Origin of the sequence: Methylobacter tundripaludum (assembly GCF_002934365.1) — a bacterium.
GTDB classification, from domain to species: Bacteria; Pseudomonadota; Gammaproteobacteria; order Methylococcales; family Methylomonadaceae; genus Methylobacter_A; species Methylobacter_A tundripaludum_A.
In genome coordinates, this window is sequence record NZ_PTIY01000023.1 from 12,498 (window position 1) to 31,085 (window position 18,588).

Below are 18,588 nucleotides of genomic sequence, written 5' to 3' on the forward strand. Positions count from 1 at the left end.
GCATTCCAAACCCCGCTCATTCTTCGACCGGGCTCAGGGCGAACGGGGTTTGGAATGCTCGCCTAAGGAAGCGCTGAACAAAATACTTCCGTTCATGGTTCGACAGGCTCAGGACGAACGGAATTAATACGTTACCGTTCGTCCTGAGCCTGTCGAAGGACTAAATCAGCGCTTCCCTAATGGGGGGAGCGTGAAATCCGCTCACCCCATTCGACAAGGCTCTCCTGAGCGTAGCCGAAAGGCTCAGCACGAACGGATTTCACTTGTTCCAACTGATTTTTTTAGGAAGATGCTTCCTTGGATAACTCCAAAACCCTCCCGGTCTGAATTATCCGCCGGCGAACTTTCGGAAATTTTTTCCCAAATCAGGTCCCTGGTTTCAATGCTGACGGCATGGCGGCTTTTTCCCGAGCTGTTGATGATAGGAAGAAAGCTAAGCCGCACCTCGATTTTATCCAGGGTCAGCATCTTGATTAAATGCGGCACGAAGCCGTCATCGCCGACAAAAGGCGCGTGTTGTTTGGCTGAGCCTTGATATTGAAGGGCTACGGGCTGAATGGCGGACCGGGTTAATAGCGCAGGCTGAAATAGGGAGGAGTGAAAGTTCAGCACCTCATCGCCCTTAGTCGTGGTGCCTTCAGGAAAGGCGATAATGTTGCTGTTTTGCTTTAACAGCCAGGCCATCTTTTCGGCGGTGCTTCGAATATGCTGTTTATCGCCGCGGCGGATAAAAATAGTGCCGCCTTGTTTGGCCAGATAGCCGATCACAGGCCAGCCTGAAATATCGCTCTTGGCGACAAAACAGGCCGGTAAGTATTGGCCGATAACGATGATGTCCAGCCAGGAGATGTGATTGCTGACCAGGATGGCGCGCCGTTCCGGCAGCTCGCCCTCTTTGCTTATATGCAGGTTGACGATGGCGCTGAACCTTTGCAGCCAGCGGGCTTTGATCGCATCCTTTTTGAGGTTGGCGGCGCGCGCCGAATAGATAAAACCAAGCACGGGAAAAACGCCCGCCGCTAGAAACAGTCCATTGATAAACAGGATCAGGATCTGGAAAAGTTTATAGTACAGCCGTATTTTCGCTTTCATTAGCAGCCTGCGCCGTGCTCTGCTCCCGACGGGTCGGCGGCATGCAAGCCGGCCCTGGCGATCGCCGCGTCAGTTCCCGGCCTGCTTTCGGCATAGCCGCGCATGTAGTGTTTGCTGTAGCGTTCTTGCAATTGGTCCAGCGGTAAAAGCATGAATAAATCCATGCAGTTAAAATCTTCATCCCAGCAAGGTTCGCCGCAGACCACGGCGCCGAAACGGAAATAAGCTTTCAGCAACGGAGGAATGCCCGATTCGTCCCGTTCGCATCTTAATTCATGGGGTACGGCGATGCTGGGAGTGACTTGAATAGAGGAGGGGGCGATATTTTTTGCGTCGATATTCCGGTAAACCGCATCCACCGCAAAGCCGCTGGGGCCCGGCGTAATGCTCGCGCAACCGAGCAAGTAATTAAACCGCCCTTCGAGCGCGTATTGCACCAGCGCCGACCAAAGCGTGGTTAAAACCGCGCTGCCGCGATAATCGGGATCGACGCAAGTCCGGCCTATTTCCAGGAAACGGCCGGGCAACGTTAACACCTGATCCAGATCGAATTCGCTTTGCGAATAAAACCGGCCTAATTTTTCGGCTTGGTCTTGGTTAAGCAGGCGCGTGTAGCCGACTATCTTTTTATTGAGGTTGTCGTAGACAATCAAATGGTCGCAATAACTATCGACCTCATCATAATCCAGGCCTTCCGATTCGGTTTTGAGCTTGGCGCCCATTTCTTTGGCAAACACGCGGAAACGCAAGGCTTGGGCTTCTTTGATCAGCGTCTCGGCGTCTGCCGCCGCGCCGGCTCCCGGCTGGCTTACGGCATACACACCATCCCCGGCGATAATAAAACATTCCAACCGTTTGGCGGGTTTGATCTGTATTGTCGCATCTATGTTGTTCATGGGTATCCACATGGTTAAATAAAGATGCGGGTACATTAGTGAATAAAGATGTCAGTTTCGCGTCGAATCGATGAACATCAAATGACAAAACGGTTAAGTTTTGATGACAATTTGCTTATGCAGTTGAGGGGCATGAAATTAAGCACAATGATACGGTAGGAGCGGGCCGCGCCCGCGGCATTTGGCCAACGATTACAGGCTTGCTGTTCCTTCATCGCGGGTATGGCCCGTTCCCCTACAACGGCAGCAAGGCCGCGCTGTCGCAAAACCGCCTTAAGCGCGCCGATTGTAGGCTTTTCGACATCTTGACCGGTCCCGCTTCCCGGTAAATCAACATGCAGTACATGGCGCTGTTTTTGCTTGGCAGTGTTATTTACACCGGCAAACAACGATGAAACTTTTTCTTGACAGATCCGGTCGCCAAAACGCCGGCATTCTCTACGCAGCCATTACAACCGGGCAGGAGCTCCTATGAAACTGCAAATCGAACGCCGTTATGTCGAAAGCCTGATCGAAGCTTTCCCGCATCAAACGGCCCTGAAAGAACAACTGCGATTCGGCAACCGGGCCGAAGTGTTTTACCGGCAACTGGCCGCGGATGAATGGGGTTTTTTACACGACCTGTATCAATCCTCGGGCGCAAAAAGCCAAGCGGCGCTGCTGGCGACCCTGCAAACCGCGCTGCATGACGGCGGCGAGCGTTACGAGGCCGAACAACTGGAGAAAGTGCTGCCGAGCATCACCCGCTACCTGATAGACGACGCCGAACGCGGCTGGCTATTCCAGGCCGACGCCAAGGGCCGGACCTGCGCCTATTTGATTACCCGGCTCGATTACACGCCGCCCGGCGAGGAAGAGGCGGGCCGCATCCTGATCGAGCTGAAAGCCAATGCCAAAGGCAAGATCGCGATTGAGACGTTGGTCATCCGCGCCAAGGACATCGCCGGACAAACCATTCCTGAGATCTTTGCCGCGAAAGGCTATCTTAAGGAAACGCCGGAGCTGATCGCCGTTTACGACGAAGCCGCCGAGCGTTATTTCGACTGGCGCGGTCGCTACGGCGAGCAGTTTTCCGGCTGGGGTACGGCGGTTTATGTCGAAGATCCTAGCTCCAGCCACCGCAGCAGCGACTGGACGCGCAAGAACACCGTGGTGCTGTCGTCCGCGGGCGGCGCCTGCCGTTTGGTTAACGACGAAAACATCCTCAGCGAGCGGGCTTTATCATTGGAAGCATCCGGCGACATCCTCGGCAAATACCTGCGCAAGGCCGGTAACAGCATGCGTTACGACAGCAAAACCGAAAGCGCGATGGAAGCCTCGAAAGCCGACATTCCCAAAGGCGTATTCACCGAGTTGCCGATCCACGGCTACATCCTGATGTTTCACCTGGAACTGCATCATCATGTCTGGGTGCATGTCGACGATATGGCCCCTTACCAATACCAGCCGGAGTTGAAACAAAAGTTGATTTTGCCGCCGGAGCAGACCGACCTGATCGACATCCTGACCGCCGAAATGGACATGCTGATGGACGACATCGTCGCCGGCAAATCAGGCGGCACCACGGTGCTGTGCGCGGGGCCTGCCGGGGTCGGCAAAACCCTGACCGCCGAAGTTTATTCGGAAATCATCAAGCGTCCGCTGTACCGGGTGCATTCCGGGCAATTAGGCCTGAATGTCGCGGAAATGGAAAAAGTGCTGAAAGAAACGCTGATCCGCGCTCAGCGCTGGGGCGCGGTCATGCTGATCGACGAGGCCGACGTCTACATCAAGCGCCGCAGCGACAATCTGGCCTCCAACGCCGTGGTCGGCGTGTTTTTGCGGGTGCTGGAATATTTCAACGGCCTGCTGTTTTTAACCACCAACCGCGTCGACGACATCGACGAGGCGATTATTTCCCGCTGCATCGCGATGATCAAATACCATGCCCCGAACAGCGCCGACCGCCGCAAAATCTGGGGAGTGATGACCGAGCAGTTTGCGTTGCCGCTGGATCAGGCGTTGATAGAGCAGCTGGCCGAATTGTTCCCAACCGCTACCGGCCGCGACATCAAGGGCTTGACCAAACTGGTCGCGAAGTTTTGCCTGCAAAAGCAGTTGGAGCCGAGTTTGGAAGTGTTCAAGCGTTGTTCGGTGTTTCGGGGGCTGGAATTGGCGGGTGTGGATCAAGATTGACGGGAGCGCTGTAGTGTTGCAGACAGAATTCCCGAGCCGGAGCGTGGGAACTATTGATCAAGATAGAAGGGCAAGTTTATGACCATCAACCCAAACGCCGACAGCATCGCTCAATTTTGCCGGTATATAGACGACTGCAAACCGGCGTTAAAAGCACAATACCAACAGCTGCTTGCTCAGGATTTGTCCAGGCAACAATGGGACGGCTGTTTTCAACGCAATGTGTCGGCGGTTTTGGCGCAAGCTTATGACGAGGCGCTCGCCCACTTGAAAACCCTGCCATTCGACAGCGCCGCGACGCCGGTCAATCGAGGCTTATCGGAATTAACCCGGCAAGCGCTGACGGCTTTCGACGGATTCGTCGACGATTTTTTAGTGTTCGTTGTCGATACGCATCGCACCTCCTGCGCCTTGTCCAATTTCCCGGATGAACATAAACCGGACAAAGCTTACGTTAACGAGGTGAAACACGAAATCGCCGGGCTTTGGTGGAACTTCGCCTTGAATGTTAATGGGCATTTTCTGGAATGCGGATAAAGCTGTCTTTTGAATTACACAGGAAAAATTGAATGAAATTGTATTTAACGCCCGGCTCCTGCTCGACAGGCATCCATATTTTAATGGAAGAACTGGAACTGGTTTTCGAAGCGCATCTGGTCAATCTAATGACCGGGGACCAAAACAAGCCGGAATATCTTGCGTTGAACCCCAAAGCCACGATCCCGACGCTGGTGCGTAACGACGGCACAGCACTAACCGAGTTTCAAGCAATCGCCTATTGGCTGGCGCGAAGCTACCCCAAAGCCAAACTGTTGCCCGGCGACCCGGACGGCGACGCGCGCGTCATTGAGCTGATGGATTATGTCGTCGGCACTGTTCACGGTCAGGGTTTTACCCGGATTTTTACGACCGATCGGTTTGCATTCAACGAAGCCGATTTTGAAGCCGTGAGAATCCAAGGCATGGACATCGTTAAGCGCGGTTTTGCCGTCATTAACGATGTTCTGTCGCCTCAAGGCTATGTCATGGACGCCTTCACTATCGCCGATGCCGCTTTGTTTTATGTCGAATTTTGGGCCTACAAAACCGGCATCGTGCTGCCGGAAAATTGCCAAAAACACTATGACTTGATGCTTGAGCGTCCGGTGGTAAGGCGAGTCTTGATGGAAGAAGGCTATCGGTTGGATTAGCCTGAAAACCGCAGTCTGGCGTTCCGGGCCATTCATGCTTCGACAGGTTCAGTACGAACGGCCCTCACACCCGCCAACTGCGGTTTTTAGAATTAACGGCCCCTATTGAACCCGTTTTCCAATAACAAATGAGGTGAACATAAAATGACATTGATCGAAAAAACCGGGGCTCTTATCGTAGGCTATGACCTGATTGATAACGATCATGATGAATTTATCGGTCTGTTAAACAAGCTGGATGCAGCCGACAATGCGAATTTTCCGGCCCTGTTCCAGCAATTGTACGAGCAGAGCGAACGGCATTTTGAACGGGAGAACGAGTTGATGAAGCAATTTTCTTATTCGGGAGAGACTGAACACAAAGGCGAACATCAGCGTGTGCTCGGAGAATTCAAGCAATTCAAATCGCGGGTTGATAAAGGATTGATTGCATTCGGCCGTTCGTTTGTCAAAGACCGTCTCCCGCAATGGTTCGGACTGCATGTGGCGACGATGGACAGCGCGCTGGCGGCGCACATCAACAAGCAGACCGAAGCGTAAGATTGATACGACCTTGCTGCGGGTACAGTGTAATGTTTTTATTACCATGAAGATCATGAAGATCATGAAGATCATGAAGAGAATCCGCGAAGCACAGCTTTTGATCTCTATGAAGCGTCTCACTATCACGCATGAAGTCTCTACCGTAATCTCTTCAAGTCCTTCATGGTCTTCATGGTAAAAATAAATGACATGTTCAAGAAACAGCACTCCCTGGCCCGAGCTTGAGGTCATTAATAACTTTTATGATGCCGTCGAATGCGAACGCATCTATCGGTGTCTGTTGCACGAACATCAGTGGCCCGATAACCGATATGTTGTCGCCGGACGGCAATTTATCCTGCCCCGATTACAGACCTGGCACGCCGATCCGGGAATTCGCTACAGTTACAGCAACAACCTGCTGCAAACCCGAGCATGGACGCCTTTGCTGTCCGATATTAGAGTTCAAGTCGAATCGTACTTAAATATCTTCTTTAATTCGGTATTGGTTAACTTGTATCGAAACGGCGACGATTATGTCGGTTGGCATGCGGATAATGAACCGGAGCTGGGCGAGCAACCTTTTATCGCCTCGTTGACATTCGGCGCGGAACGGCAATTTGCGTTCAGGCATAAAAAGTCTTCGGAGCAGGGGCGGGTATCATTGCGCAGCGGCGCTTTATTGATTATGAGGCCGAATTTTCAGCACCATTGGCTGCATAGCGTTCCCATCGATCAAAATGTAACGGAAGGACGAGTCAATTTAACTTTTCGTAAAGTTATCCCTGCGGGCAGCTGTTTTTTAGATTAGATAACTGATGTTACACAGTTAGTCGAATTTCGACCGTGTTAACATTAAGGTGTCGCTAGCGCGACAGTTAATTGAATCGGGTTCTCGCACCCGAAGGCGAGTTACTTTCTTTTGCTTCGCCAAAAGAAAGTAACCAAAGAAAAGGCGACCCGGTTGCCGCTTATTTCCTGCGCTCCTCGCTTTTATCGAGGGTCAGCAGAAGGGGCTCCTGCCCCTCTGCTGACGCGCGGCCTCCCTGCCGCGCCCCTAACGGGCTGTTCTCGATAAAAGCTCCGATGCTCGGCGCGGCAAACGGGAGAAATACCAGCCGTGCGTAACATCAGTTAGATAATTTTGTATCGTTTGCAGGTTTCGGAGCCACTGCCATTCAGTTAAGGATGGATAGTCCCTTCTCTCGGCAATGGCTCCGGTATTGCTCTACTACCTACATCCACGTAGGCATCCAGCAGGAGAGGGAGGGAACTTCATGGCAGTGACGTTTTTAATTCTGCATTGAGTTTAAAACGTGCATAGGTCTGGGGCGGTATTGATGGATTACAGATAAATTGTTCCAAAAAGAACCAAGCGCTGTCTGTTGAGATTATCAGTTAACGATAATATTCAACAGCTTAACGATATGAGTAGTCTGGCATTTTAATTGCTTTTTAGAAAATTGGAGTTACCGCATCTATTTATTGTGTGTACTCGTCATTTTTTCATTAATAGCGAGGTATTAGTATGTTCGAAGCCACTCTGTTGTTCCTTTTCATGTTTTTAATTGCAGCATGCGCTTTTTTACCGTCGATGCTGTTTCCTGCAAAATCTCCCCAACAATTCGACGCTACCGGTGATTTTGGTTCGAATTCAGGACTGGGAGTCTCTGAGGATTCAACACTTCAGCAGAATTTTCTTATGCATCTGCAAAATGAAATCGAATCCGCTCTGTTCCCGCGTCCTACCGACTCTATCTTGCAGCGCCATTACGATGCGTTGGTAAACGCCGAACTGGAGAATCGTCTGGCGGCAATGCCGGATTCATAACAACGGCTGCGAATCAGCAGGATAAAGCGGTAATGATGGCGATACCGGTATTCGGTTTAATGTAAGCTTTCACGCAACAGCCTGCTGATTTTGTTGTATTTGTCGCATAACGAACATAAGTTGATTTTTACCCACCCCTCTTTTTCATTATTTCTCCCACAATTATAAAGGTTTCTTGGTCGACGCTAATCCGGCATAGATGTTGCTCCAGCTATGCGGAGCAGCGTCGGCTGGAGAACAGCGCCGATCGCTGCGTTAGCATTTAAGCATAATAACAATAAGCGCTTCCAAGCGACTTTGTACCCGCCGGAAAAACGGTCTATCGTGCTGCCCTGGTCGGTTTCAAGTCGTTAAATACTCTGCATTGGAAACGCGGCGCTGAAGAAGTGCATTCTTCAAGCAGCCAATAACGCCAGGAGTTCCTGAATGAATGAAACCTTTTACGATGTCATGCGCAGGCAAGGCATCACCCGCCGCAGTTTTCTGAAGTTTTGCAGCCTGACCGCTGCCTCGTTAGGGCTTTCCCCCGCTTTCGCCCCCAAAATCGCTCATGCGATGGAGACCAAGCCGCGCATCCCGGTGTTGTGGCTGCATGGGCTGGAATGCACCTGTTGCTCGGAATCGTTCATCCGCTCCGGCCATCCTTTAGCCAAGGATGTAATCCTGTCGATGCTGTCGCTGGATTACGACGACACCATCATGGCTGCGGCGGGCCACAACGCCGAAGCCATCGTCGATGAAATAGTCGAAAAATACAAAGGCAATTACATTCTGGCCGTAGAGGGCAACGCGCCGCTGGGCGAAGACGGCATGTACTGCATCATCGGCGGCAAGCCGTTCGTCGAGCAGCTCAAATACGCGGCCGAAAGCTGCAAGGCGATTATTTCCTGGGGCTCTTGCGCATCCTGGGGTTGCGTTCAGGCCGCCAAGCCTAATCCGACCCGCGCCACGCCGACCCATAAAATCCCCGGTCTGGCCGACAAGCCGATCATCAAAGTACCCGGTTGTCCGCCGATTGCAGAGGTGATGACTGCGGTGGTCGCTTATCTCTTAACCTTTGAAAAGCTGCCGACCCTGGATCGCCAGGGCCGCCCGCAGATGTTCTACAGCCAGCGCATCCACGATAAATGTTACCGCCGTCCGCATTTCGACGCCGGGCAATTCGTCGAACATTGGGACGATGAGGCCGCGCGGCAAGGACATTGTTTATACAAAATGGGCTGCAAGGGACCTACCACGTATAACGCCTGCTCGACGATGCGCTGGAATGAAGGCGTATCGTTCCCGATTCAATCCGGTCACGGTTGTATCGGCTGTTCCGAGGACGGTTTCTGGGATAAGGGCGGCTTTTACCAGCGCCTGACCGATATTAACGATTTCGGTATTGAAGCCAACGCCGATACGGTCGGCGGCACTGCGGCAACCGTCGTCGGCGTCGGCATCGCCGCGCATGCCGGATTGACCGCGCTGAACCGTTCCAAAAAATCGGGCGACAAACAAACAGGAGCAGAACAACAATGACAGTCACCAACACCCCCAACGGCTTTAACCTGAATGACGCAGGCCGCCGCGTCGTTGTCGATCCGGTCACCCGTATCGAAGGCCACATGCGCTGCGAAGTCAATATCGACGACGACAACATCATCCGCAACGCGATTTCCAGCGGCACCATGTGGCGTGGCCTGGAAGTGATTTTGAAAGGCCGCGACCCGCGCGACGCCTGGGCTTTCGTACAGCGCATCTGCGGCGTCTGCACCGGCACCCATGCCTTGACTTCGGTGCGCGCGGTCGAGGATGCGTTAAAGATTACGATTCCCGAAAACGCCAATTCGATCCGTAACCTGATGCAGCTCAGCTTGCAGGTGCAAGATCATTTGGTGCATTTTTATCATCTGCATGCGCTGGATTGGGTCAATCCGGTCAATGCGCTGAAAGCCGATCCGGTTGCGACTTCGGCGCTACAGCAATCGATTTCGCCGCATAATCCCAAATCGTCGCCCGGCTATTTTCGCGATACGCAAAACCGTTTATTGAAATTTGTCGAATCCGGGCAGCTGGGGCCGTTCAAGAACGGTTACTGGACCAATCCGGCTTATTTACTGCCGCCGGAAGCCGATCTGATGGCGGTGACGCATTACCTGGAAGCGTTGGATTTTCAAAAAGACATCATGAAAATCCGCACCGTTTTCGGCGGCAAAGACCCGCATCCGAACTGGCTGGTCGGCGGCGTACCGTGCGCGATCAATATCGACGGCGTCGGCGCCAACGGGGCGATCAACATGGAGCGGCTCAATTTAGTTTCGTCGATTATCGACCGCACCATCGCCTTTATCGACCAGGTGTACATCCCAGATTTGCTGGCTATCGCCGGGTTTTACAAAGGCTGGATGTACGGCGGCGGTATTTCCGGGCAGAGCCTGCTGTCCTACGGCGACATTCCCGATAAGGCCAACGACTATTCGGCGTCGAACTTGCTGATGCCGCGCGGCGCGATCATCAACGGCGATTTGACCAAAGTCCATGAAGTCGATTTGACCGATCCCGAGCAAATCAAGGAATTCATCCCGCACTCCTGGTACAAATACCCGGACGAATCGCTGGGCCTGCATCCGTGGGACGGCGTCACCGAACCCAACTACAAGCTGGGGCCGAACACCAAAGGCGACCGCACCCATATCAAGGAGTTGGACGAAGCGGCCAAATACTCCTGGATCAAGGCTCCGCGCTGGCGCGGCCATGCAATGGAAGTCGGCCCGTTGGCCCGTTATGTAATCGGTTACGCGCAAGGCAACAAGGAAATCACCGAGCAAATCAATTTTGTGTTGAAGACGCTGGACGTTCCGGTCACCGCGTTGTTCTCGACCTTGGGCAGGACGGCCGCGCGTGGCCTGGAAGCGCAATGGGCGGCAGGCAAAATGCGCTATTTCATGGACAAGATGATCGCCAATATCAAATCCGGCGATTTGGCGACGGCCAACGTCGCCAAATGGGACCCGGAAACCTGGCCGAGCAGCGTCAAAGGCGTTGGTTTTACCGAAGCGCCGCGCGGCGCGTTGGGTCATTGGCTGAAAATAGAAAATACCAAAATCGCTAATTACCAATGCGTCGTGCCGACCACCTGGAACGGTTCGCCGCGCGACGAGCAAGGCAATATCGGCGCGTTCGAGGCCGCATTGATGAATACCAAGGTCGAGCGTCCCGAGGAACCGGTCGAAATTCTGCGCACCCTGCACAGTTTCGATCCTTGTCTGGCCTGTTCGACGCATATCATCAGCCCGGACGGCACAGAATTAACCCAAGTTAAAGTACGCTGAGGAGCTTGATTATGAAAAAAATTATAGTGGTCGCAGGACTTATCGCGTTTTCCCAGGCCGCATCGGCACATACCGGCTTGCTGCCGACCGGCGGGTTCAGTCACGGTTTTCAGCATCCGTTTTTGGGGCTGGATCATTTTTTGGCGATGTTGGGCTTGGGCTTATGGGCGAGTAGCCAAAGCCGTTTGCTTGCCAGGCAGGCGCTAGGCGTGTTTTTGTTATTTATGATGATAGGCGCGCTATTCGGCTTAACCGGGTTCGGTTTCGCTTATGTCGAAACGGGTATTCTTGTCTCTCTGTTGCTGGTCGGTGTAGCGTTGAGCTTTCCCATAGTTCCCGCCATCACTGCCATCAAGTTAAGACAGACGCTGGTTCCCAAGCTCCAGCTTGGGAACCCAGTTAGCGAAGCTCCAGCTTCGCGATCCGGGAAGCTGGAGCTTCCTGCACCGAATTCCCAAGCTGGAGCTTGGGAACTAGCGCTCACTAAAAGCCTTAACTTAATCGCAGCGCGTGGGAACGAGGCAGGTTTTTACGGCAAAGTGATTATTTTGACATCGGTTGCAGCCTTTGCCTCAATGCACGGACTGGCGCACGGCGGTGAAATACCGGTTGATGCTTCGGCATACGCTTATATCGCCGGGATTGTATCGGCTACGGCGGTTTTGTACGGTTCCGGCTTGGCTCTGGGCTTGGCTGCACGACATGTCGATGCAACCGGTTTGCTCCGCGTTTATGGAACCTTGACCGGCTTGGTCGGCGCTTGGTTGCTGTTCGCATAAGGAACCGCCATGACTGAGCCAACTTTAATATCCAATGCCGTTGACGCAAGCGGTATAAAGTCCTCTCCAGAGGGGGAGGGCGCGCAAGCCGTTTACGTCTACGAAAAACCGGTACGGCTCTGGCACAGCCTGAATGCCTTGGTCATCGTCGCCTTGACCGTAACCGGCTATTTGATCGCTTCTCCGCTCGCATCGGTCGGCGGCGAAGCGTCAGACCATTTTGTGATGGGCTATGTGCGATTTTTGCATTTCGCCGCCGGCTACCTGTTGGCGATAGGATTGCTGTTTCGAGCTTACTGGGCCTATGCCGGTAACGAACATGCCCGGCAAATCTTTATGCCGCCTTTGTTGTCGAGGGAGTTCTGGCATGGCGTCGGCCATGAAATACTCTGGTATACCTTTTTGGTTAAGGAGCCGAAAAAATATATCGGCCATAACCCTTTGGCGGTGTTATCGATGCATTTTGTTTTCGTTTGGGGCGCGCTCTTCATGATCGTTACCGGCTTTGCGCTTTATGGAGAAGGCACGGGGCAGGGCAGCTGGCAACATGCGCTGTTCAGCAGCTGGGTGCTGCCGCTGTTCGGCGACAGCCAAAACCTGCACAGCTGGCATCATCTGGTTATGTGGTTGATCGTTTGTTTTGTGCTGATCCATGTTTATGTCGCGGTGCGCGAGGATAAATTATCCCGGCAGAGCATGTTGTCCACGATAGTGACCGGATGGCGCACTTTCAAGGACGATAAACCGGTAGACGATGTCCACTAATCTAAAATCGCACTAAAGCATTCCAACATCCCGCTCGCCCTGAGCCTGTCCAAGGGCGAGCGGGGTGTTGGAATGCTTACTAAGTGGATGAAAGTGTGGAAGCCGCTCATGCTTCGACGGGGCTCAGCACGAACGGCTTCCACACTTTCCAACTGCTTTTTTTTAGGATTAACCATGAACATTTTATTGCTGGGCATAGGCAACGTACTTTGGGCCGACGAAGGCTTCGGCGTCCGTGTGATCGAACGCCTGCAAAAAAGCTACCGGTTTCCCGACGGCGTCAACGTCATGGACGGCGGCACTCAAGGCGTTTACTTGGTCGAGCATGTCCAGGCGGCGGATGCGTTGGTCGTGTTCGATGCGATCGATTACGGCCTGTCGCCCGGCACCTTAAAACGAATCGAAAACAGAGACGTACCGAATTTTCTTGGCGCAAAAAAAATGAGCCTGCACCAAACCGGATTCCAGGAAGTGTTGGCGATGGCGCAGATGCTGGGCAGTTATCCGCGGCACTTGCTATTGATCGGCGTACAGCCCGAAGAGTTGGACGACTACGGCGGCAGCTTGCGGCCGACGGTCAAAGCGCAAATCCAACCTGCTATAGACATGGCGCTGGCTTACCTGCAAGCATTCGGTATTAGTGCGGAAACAACCGACACCGATGGCGATTTGGCCGACCCGGTGTTGAACATACAGCGCTACGAACTGGAACGGCCCAGCGCCGAGCAGGCCTGCCGCATCGGCGACGAGCGGGTGTTGCAGGCCGAAGGCTTGGCGGTGCGTCCGCCGCAACCGGCGGGACAACCCACCTTGCAAGTCGATGTCGATTACCGGGGCAAATACTGATGTGCATCGGCATGCCCATGCAAGTAGTGGCGCAGCATAGCGAATCCGCGACCTGTCTTTATCGCGGCGAGGAAAGCGTAATCGATACCATGCTGGTCGGCCCGCAACCGGTCGGTGCTTGGCTGCTGGTGTTTCTCGATACCGCCAGGGAAGTGCTCAGCGAAACCAAAGCCAAGCAAATTTCAGATGCATTGGAAGCCATGCGGCTGGCGATGCAGGGCGACAATCACATAGACCATTTGTTTTCCGATCTTGTAAACAGGGAACCGCAATTACCGGAGTTTTTAAAACCATGACATCACCGCTGATTACCCAGCTGCAAACCCGGCACGGCTATCCGTTGCTGGATGCGGACAGTTACGATCATTTCGTTTACGGCAATGAAAGCGTCGTACTGTTTTTCTGCAACGATCCCGTCCAGTTTCCCGAAAGCAACGACGTTGCGGTGATCTTGCCGGAGCTGGACAAAACGTTTAACGGCCGGCTGCAAGCGGCGGTTATCGAAAAATCCATCGAGCGCGAATTGCAAGCGCGGTTCCGCTTTACCGGCTGGCCGTCGCTGGTGTTTCTGCGCAACGGCGAGTATTTGGGCGTCATCACCGGCGTCCGCAACTGGCGGGAATACAGGCAGGAAGCGGCAGGGATCTTGGCCTCCGAACCCAGCGAACCGCCCGGCTTCGATTTGGATAAGGTATGCGGCGGCGCTCATTAATAATGTAGGGCGCGCCGTGCGCGTCAACGATACTAAAATATAACCCACGATCATTATGAACTCTATTTCACTCCCCATTTTCGGACAAGGCAGCCAACCGGCGGAACAAGACGGCGTCGAACTGGAATATCTGCAAATGCCGCAGGAAATGACGACCTATGCCATGCCGCAGATTTCGACGGATTTAAAGTCGCATGATTTGGCGCAGGCAAAAATCATTTTGCTGAAATTGCAGCAGTATTTGGCCGCGTTTCCATCGGTTTCAGTAGCCATCGAATTGACCCGATTGGACGCAAACAACCGGCGGTTTATCGACGAGCTGCTCGGCGAAGGCGAAGTCAGCGTGATTTGTTCCGGCGGGCAAAACATCCGCATTCAGGAATCGGTATTGGCGGGTGTTTGGCGCTTGCAAACACTTAACGACCGTAGCCAGATTGTTAATGACGCGTTGGAAGTCGGCATTATTCCGCAACAGCTGTCGCAATCGGCCTTTAACGGCGCGGCGGCGCAAATCGACACTTATTGGACCGTGGTGCCGAAAGACGTGATGAACTCGCCGCCGTTGCTGACCGAACTCAACGCCAAAATCGCCGAATACCGTCCGGGCGGCGAAGCGCATACGATCAATTTAAGCCTGCTGCCGCAGACCGAGCAGGATCTGGCGTTTCTGGCGCAACGCTTAGGTCGCGGCTCGGTGACGATTCTATCCCGCGGCTACGGCAACTGCCGGATCACCGCCACCGGCACCCAATACGTCTGGTGGGTGCAGTATTTCAATTCGGAGGACACCTTGATCCTCAACACGCTGGAAGTCAGCGATGTGCCCAGCGTGGCCTGCGCCTCGCCGGAAGATATAGCCGACAGCCGCGAGCGCTTGCAGGAGATACTTAAGGTGTATTTATGAACGGCTCTTTTTTTGCCGGGGCATTCGGCGGCGGTGCTTCAAAGTTGACGCCGCAAACCCGGCTGGAATGCAAAATCTGTTGGTATGTGTACGACCCGGCTGTTGGCGATGAAGTCTGGCAAATGCCGCCCGGCACGGCTTTTTCCGCATTGCCCGATCATTGGAGCTGTCCTGAGTGCGACGGCAAAAAACAGGATTTTTTGGTGCTGGATGATTGAGCATGTTGTGGCCGGGTATTTACTTACCACGAAGGCACGAACGACATGGATGCAGGAGGTAAAGCAATACAGGAGCTATTGCCGAGAACACGAAGAAAAAAGCTCGTTGCTGTGTAGTTAAGCATTGTAGGAGCGGGCCGTGCCCGCGATGAAGGAGCTAAAAGTTTACAATCGCTGTCCGAATGTCGCGGGCATGGCCCGCTCCTACGGAATATCGATGCGCTTGACTTAATCGCAGTGACTTGAGGAAACGAGAAGAACTCTTTTTTAGCATGTACAGCACGCCCACCAAGTCAAGTAATGATCTGGCAAAATAGCGAACAAATCCGGCATACACTGGAAACAACATTCAATGAAATACTGGATAAGCGCATGCGCGAGTTGCCGGTCGTTAACTTCGCGCTTTCGGTGCAGGCCGTCGGCTTTAGCCGCTTTGGCGAAGACTGGCTCGGCGTGTTGATTACACCCTGGTTCATGAATCTGATGTTGTTGCCGGGAGCGGACAGCACTTGGCGCGAACAACAACCGGGCATAAAAATCGACAAGCACTTCCCGTATGGCGCATTCGAATTTACGTTGGGCCGCGAAGCACAAATAGGCATTTACGCACTTTGCTCCTTGTTCTCGCCGATGTTCCAGTTCGAGAATCAAGCCGCCGCGCTTGCTGCGGCTGAATCTGCGTTACAAGGCTTGCTGGCCGAAACGGCGCCGCGTGCGGTCAGTCGTCGTGACTTGCTGCGCGGCGCTATCGGCAAAGGAAATCGTTGAGTGACACCGGCCGGTAAAATTGTCATCGATCTGTATCATGACTCCGGGACGGTGAGCGGCGTGCAAATCGCATCCAACCGGCCTGAAGCGATAGCGCAGGTATTAATCGGAAAAACCCCGGATCAGGTGCTTGAGACCGTTCCGTTGCTATTTACCTTGTGCGGCAACGCCCAGGCTTATGCCGCGTTGCTGGCCTGCCGTGCGGCACTGGGTATCGCAACCGAGCCTGAGCTTGATTCAGCCCGCGACCTGCTGGTGCAATTGGAAACCTTGCGCGAGCATGCTTGGCGTATTTTGCTGGACTGGCCGGTTTTTATAGGTCTCGCTCAAGATAAAAAAGCCTTAGCATCGCTGCTTAAATTCGATGCGCTGTTCAAGCGGCATTTGTTCCGGCATGCCGAAGCATTCAAGCTTGACAGTTGCTTGAATGTCGATACCGATCGATTGATGCAACTGATCGACGACCTGGAAGCGCTGATCGACACTTCGATCTTTAACGGCCGGCTTGTTGAATTTCAGGCGTTAACCGGCGAAGCGCAGTTGCAGAATTGGCTACGGCAAAGTAATGCGTTACCTGCCAGCTTGTTAAATCATTTATATGGACGGAACTGGGCGGCAGTGGGGCAAAATAATGTTGCCTGCCTGCCCGAGTTTGAGGAAGAAGTATTAAGCCGGGGATTGCAACGGCAAGATTTGTCAACTTTCAGTCGGATGCCGCATTGGCAAGGCCGCTGTTTTGAAACGACGCTATTGAACCGCCAGCTGTCGCAGCCTTTAATCGCCGATATGCGCGGCCGTTACGGTAACGGCCTGATCGTCCGAACACTGGCCCGCTTGCTGGAAGTCGCTTTAACACCATCCCAACTCAGGCGGCTTTTGATGCAAATAACAGACCTATCGGTTTTACCGCTAAGCGGCGCGATTAACGAGAGCGTAGGTTTGGCGCAGGTCCAAGCGGCGCGCGGCCTGTTAATCCATCGCCTGCAATTGAAGCAGGGGCGGGTGCACGATTACCGCATCATCGCGCCCACCGAATGGAATTTTCACCCCGAAGGCGTCGTCGCCCAAGGCTTGAAACAATTGCAAGCCGAAAACCTAAACGATCTGCAACGGCAAGCGGAACTTTATATCAACGCGGTAGACCCTTGTGTGCAATACGCGTTACACTTGACCGACAGTCGAAACGAGATAGAAAACCATGCATGACAAATCTGTCAGGAACAAATTTGCACTTGCCCGAAGGGTGCATGGCAGGGATTGCCTGCATGACAAATCCGCCGGGAGCGGATTTGCATTTACCCGAAGGGTGCATGGCAGGGATTGCCATGCATGAATTGTCCCTCTGCGAAAGCATTTTGCAGGTCTTGGAACAGCAGGCGGAAGCCCAGCAATACAGCAAAGTCAAAAAGGTTTGGCTGGAAATCGGCGCATTGGCCGGTGTCGAGACTGACGCATTGCGTTTCAGTTTCGATGTGGTTGTGCAAGGCTCAATAGCCGAACATGCACAGCTTGAAATCATCGAAGTACCGGGCCAAGCCTGGTGCATGCCGTGTAGCCGCAACGTGGTTGTGCAGCAGTTATACGATCTATGCCCGCACTGCGGCAGCCATCAATTACAGGTCAACAGCGGAGATCAAATGCGAATCAAAGAACTGGAGGTAGAATAATGTGCGGCGTATGCGGCTGCGGCGAGGGCCATTCCCACTCGCACGATCATGACCACGAACATCCGCATGATCATGAACACCACGACCATCATCATGATCACGATGCCGAGCATACTCATGCGCCGGGTTTAAGCCAAGCGCGGATGGTGCAAATCGAACAGGATATTCTGGCCAAGAACAACCGTTATGCCGCCGAAAACCGCCGCTATTTCGGCGAACGCGGCATGCTGGCGTTAAACCTGGTTTCCAGCCCCGGTTCAGGCAAAACCACGCTGCTGACCGAAACCATCGCCCGGCTGAAAGACGAGCTCGACATCGCGGTCATCGAAGGCGACCAGCAAACCGCCCGCGACGCCGAGCGCATCCGCGCCACCGGCGTACCGGCCTTGCAAATCAATACCGGCAAAGGTTGCCATCTCGATGCGCACCGGGTCGGCCATGCGCTGGAAACGCTCCAGCCGAAAGACCATAGCCTGTTGTTCATCGAAAACGTCGGCAACCTGGTTTGCCCTTCGTCGTTCGATCTGGGCGAAGCGCATAAAGTGGTGATTCTGTCGGTCACCGAAGGCGAGGACAAGCCGATCAAATACCCCGACATGTTCCATGCCGCCGACTTGATGATTTTAAACAAGACCGACCTGTTGCCGTACCTGGATTTTGACAGCGAGCAATGCATCCAGTATGCAAAACAGGTCAATCCGCGCATCAAGATATTGTCGTTGTCGGCCAAAACCGGCGAAGGGATGGACAGCTGGCTGCGCTGGCTGAAGGCCGAGTTGGAGTTGCAGCGTATTGATTATGCGTAGTTTAGCTTCTTAGATTCAACTCATAAGTGCAATCGGCACTAATCGGAAAAGAAAAAGGTTAGCTGATATAGTTTCACGCTTTTTTCAATCCGACCAAAGACGA

22 protein-coding genes are annotated in these 18,588 nt (G+C 53.4%); 19 read left to right on the forward strand and 3 right to left on the reverse strand.

Going from position 1 to position 18,588, the window contains the following annotated elements:
* Positions 1-243 precede the first annotated feature (243 nt).
* From B0F88_RS17775 to B0F88_RS17785, 3 genes are all read right to left on the reverse strand, one after another.
* Positions 244-1,092 (reverse strand): lysophospholipid acyltransferase family protein, encoded by an 849-nt coding sequence (locus tag B0F88_RS17775; protein ID WP_104425291.1) that lies wholly within the window; start codon positions 1,090-1,092, stop codon positions 244-246.
* On the reverse strand, positions 1,092-1,988 hold the full coding sequence (locus tag B0F88_RS17780) for a GNAT family N-acetyltransferase (RefSeq protein WP_258076722.1): 897 nt from the start codon (positions 1,986-1,988) through the stop codon (positions 1,092-1,094). The genes B0F88_RS17775 and B0F88_RS17780 overlap by 1 nt, the downstream gene beginning before the upstream one ends.
* Before the next feature lie 77 nt (positions 1,989-2,065).
* Positions 2,066-2,377, reverse strand: a complete 312-nt coding sequence (locus tag B0F88_RS17785; protein ID WP_104425292.1) for a hypothetical protein — start codon at positions 2,375-2,377, stop codon at positions 2,066-2,068.
* Between the two features lie 82 nt (positions 2,378-2,459).
* Here B0F88_RS17785 and B0F88_RS17790 point away from each other — a divergent pair, with 82 nt between their 5' ends.
* From B0F88_RS17790 to hypB, 19 genes are all read left to right on the forward strand, one after another.
* Complete coding sequence (locus B0F88_RS17790; RefSeq protein ID WP_104425293.1) at positions 2,460-4,163, forward strand: AAA family ATPase; 1,704 nt, start codon at positions 2,460-2,462, stop codon at positions 4,161-4,163.
* 78 nt (positions 4,164-4,241) lie between these two features.
* Positions 4,242-4,700, forward strand: coding sequence for an amine oxidase (locus tag B0F88_RS17795; RefSeq protein ID WP_104425294.1), 459 nt, complete (start codon positions 4,242-4,244; stop codon positions 4,698-4,700).
* 32 nt (positions 4,701-4,732) lie between these two features.
* Positions 4,733-5,353: a glutathione S-transferase family protein gene (locus B0F88_RS17800; RefSeq protein ID WP_104425295.1), complete on the forward strand. Its 621-nt coding sequence runs from the start codon at positions 4,733-4,735 to the stop codon at positions 5,351-5,353.
* Between the two features lie 144 nt (positions 5,354-5,497).
* The gene (locus tag B0F88_RS17805; RefSeq protein ID WP_104425296.1) at positions 5,498-5,893 is read left to right on the forward strand and encodes a bacteriohemerythrin; all 396 of its coding nucleotides are present in this window, start codon (positions 5,498-5,500) and stop codon (positions 5,891-5,893) included.
* Positions 5,894-6,080: 187 nt separating this feature from the next.
* Positions 6,081-6,686, forward strand: coding sequence for an alpha-ketoglutarate-dependent dioxygenase AlkB family protein (locus B0F88_RS17810; protein ID WP_104425297.1), 606 nt, complete (start codon positions 6,081-6,083; stop codon positions 6,684-6,686).
* A gap of 717 nt (positions 6,687-7,403) precedes the next feature.
* Positions 7,404-7,706: a hypothetical protein gene (locus B0F88_RS17820; protein WP_104425298.1), complete on the forward strand. Its 303-nt coding sequence runs from the start codon at positions 7,404-7,406 to the stop codon at positions 7,704-7,706.
* A 426-nt stretch (positions 7,707-8,132) separates the two neighbouring features.
* Positions 8,133-9,227: a hydrogenase small subunit gene (locus tag B0F88_RS17825; protein WP_104425299.1), complete on the forward strand. Its 1,095-nt coding sequence runs from the start codon at positions 8,133-8,135 to the stop codon at positions 9,225-9,227.
* Positions 9,224-11,020 (forward strand): nickel-dependent hydrogenase large subunit, encoded by a 1,797-nt coding sequence (locus B0F88_RS17830; protein ID WP_104425300.1) that lies wholly within the window; start codon positions 9,224-9,226, stop codon positions 11,018-11,020. The genes B0F88_RS17825 and B0F88_RS17830 overlap by 4 nt, the downstream gene beginning before the upstream one ends.
* An 11-nt stretch (positions 11,021-11,031) precedes the next feature.
* Positions 11,032-11,799: a HupE/UreJ family protein gene (locus tag B0F88_RS17835; protein WP_104425301.1), complete on the forward strand. Its 768-nt coding sequence runs from the start codon at positions 11,032-11,034 to the stop codon at positions 11,797-11,799.
* A 9-nt stretch (positions 11,800-11,808) separates the two neighbouring features.
* Entirely contained in the window at positions 11,809-12,564 is a 756-nt protein-coding gene (gene cybH, locus B0F88_RS17840) for a Ni/Fe-hydrogenase, b-type cytochrome subunit (protein ID WP_181049951.1), read from the forward strand.
* A 174-nt stretch (positions 12,565-12,738) separates the two neighbouring features.
* Entirely contained in the window at positions 12,739-13,410 is a 672-nt protein-coding gene (locus B0F88_RS17845; RefSeq protein ID WP_104425302.1) for a HyaD/HybD family hydrogenase maturation endopeptidase, read from the forward strand.
* Between the two features lie 11 nt (positions 13,411-13,421).
* Positions 13,422-13,706, forward strand: coding sequence for a HypC/HybG/HupF family hydrogenase formation chaperone (hypC, locus tag B0F88_RS17850; protein ID WP_258076723.1), 285 nt, complete (start codon positions 13,422-13,424; stop codon positions 13,704-13,706).
* Positions 13,703-14,122 (forward strand): hydrogenase, encoded by a 420-nt coding sequence (locus tag B0F88_RS17855; RefSeq protein WP_104425304.1) that lies wholly within the window; start codon positions 13,703-13,705, stop codon positions 14,120-14,122. The genes hypC and B0F88_RS17855 overlap by 4 nt, the downstream gene beginning before the upstream one ends.
* 55 nt (positions 14,123-14,177) lie before the next feature.
* Complete coding sequence (locus tag B0F88_RS17860) at positions 14,178-15,026, forward strand: hydrogenase expression/formation protein (RefSeq protein WP_104425305.1); 849 nt, start codon at positions 14,178-14,180, stop codon at positions 15,024-15,026.
* Positions 15,023-15,244 (forward strand): rubredoxin, encoded by a 222-nt coding sequence (locus tag B0F88_RS17865; protein WP_104425306.1) that lies wholly within the window; start codon positions 15,023-15,025, stop codon positions 15,242-15,244. Before B0F88_RS17860 ends, B0F88_RS17865 begins: the two co-directional genes overlap by 4 nt.
* A gap of 300 nt (positions 15,245-15,544) precedes the next feature.
* A complete protein-coding gene (gene hybE / locus B0F88_RS17870) occupies positions 15,545-16,012 on the forward strand; it encodes a [NiFe]-hydrogenase assembly chaperone HybE (RefSeq protein ID WP_104425307.1) in 468 nt (155 codons plus the stop codon).
* Positions 16,013-17,218 carry a nickel-dependent hydrogenase large subunit gene (locus tag B0F88_RS17875; RefSeq protein WP_104425308.1) on the forward strand — a complete coding sequence of 402 codons (1,206 nt, stop codon included), beginning with the start codon at positions 16,013-16,015 and terminating at the stop codon, positions 17,216-17,218. It abuts the gene before it with no gap.
* Positions 17,219-17,277: 59 nt separating this feature from the next.
* Positions 17,278-17,679, forward strand: coding sequence for a hydrogenase maturation nickel metallochaperone HypA (gene hypA, locus B0F88_RS17880; protein WP_445641283.1), 402 nt, complete (start codon positions 17,278-17,280; stop codon positions 17,677-17,679).
* Positions 17,679-18,485 (forward strand): hydrogenase nickel incorporation protein HypB, encoded by an 807-nt coding sequence (gene hypB / locus B0F88_RS17885; RefSeq protein ID WP_104425309.1) that lies wholly within the window; start codon positions 17,679-17,681, stop codon positions 18,483-18,485. The genes hypA and hypB overlap by 1 nt, the downstream gene beginning before the upstream one ends.
* Positions 18,486-18,588 lie beyond the last annotated feature (103 nt).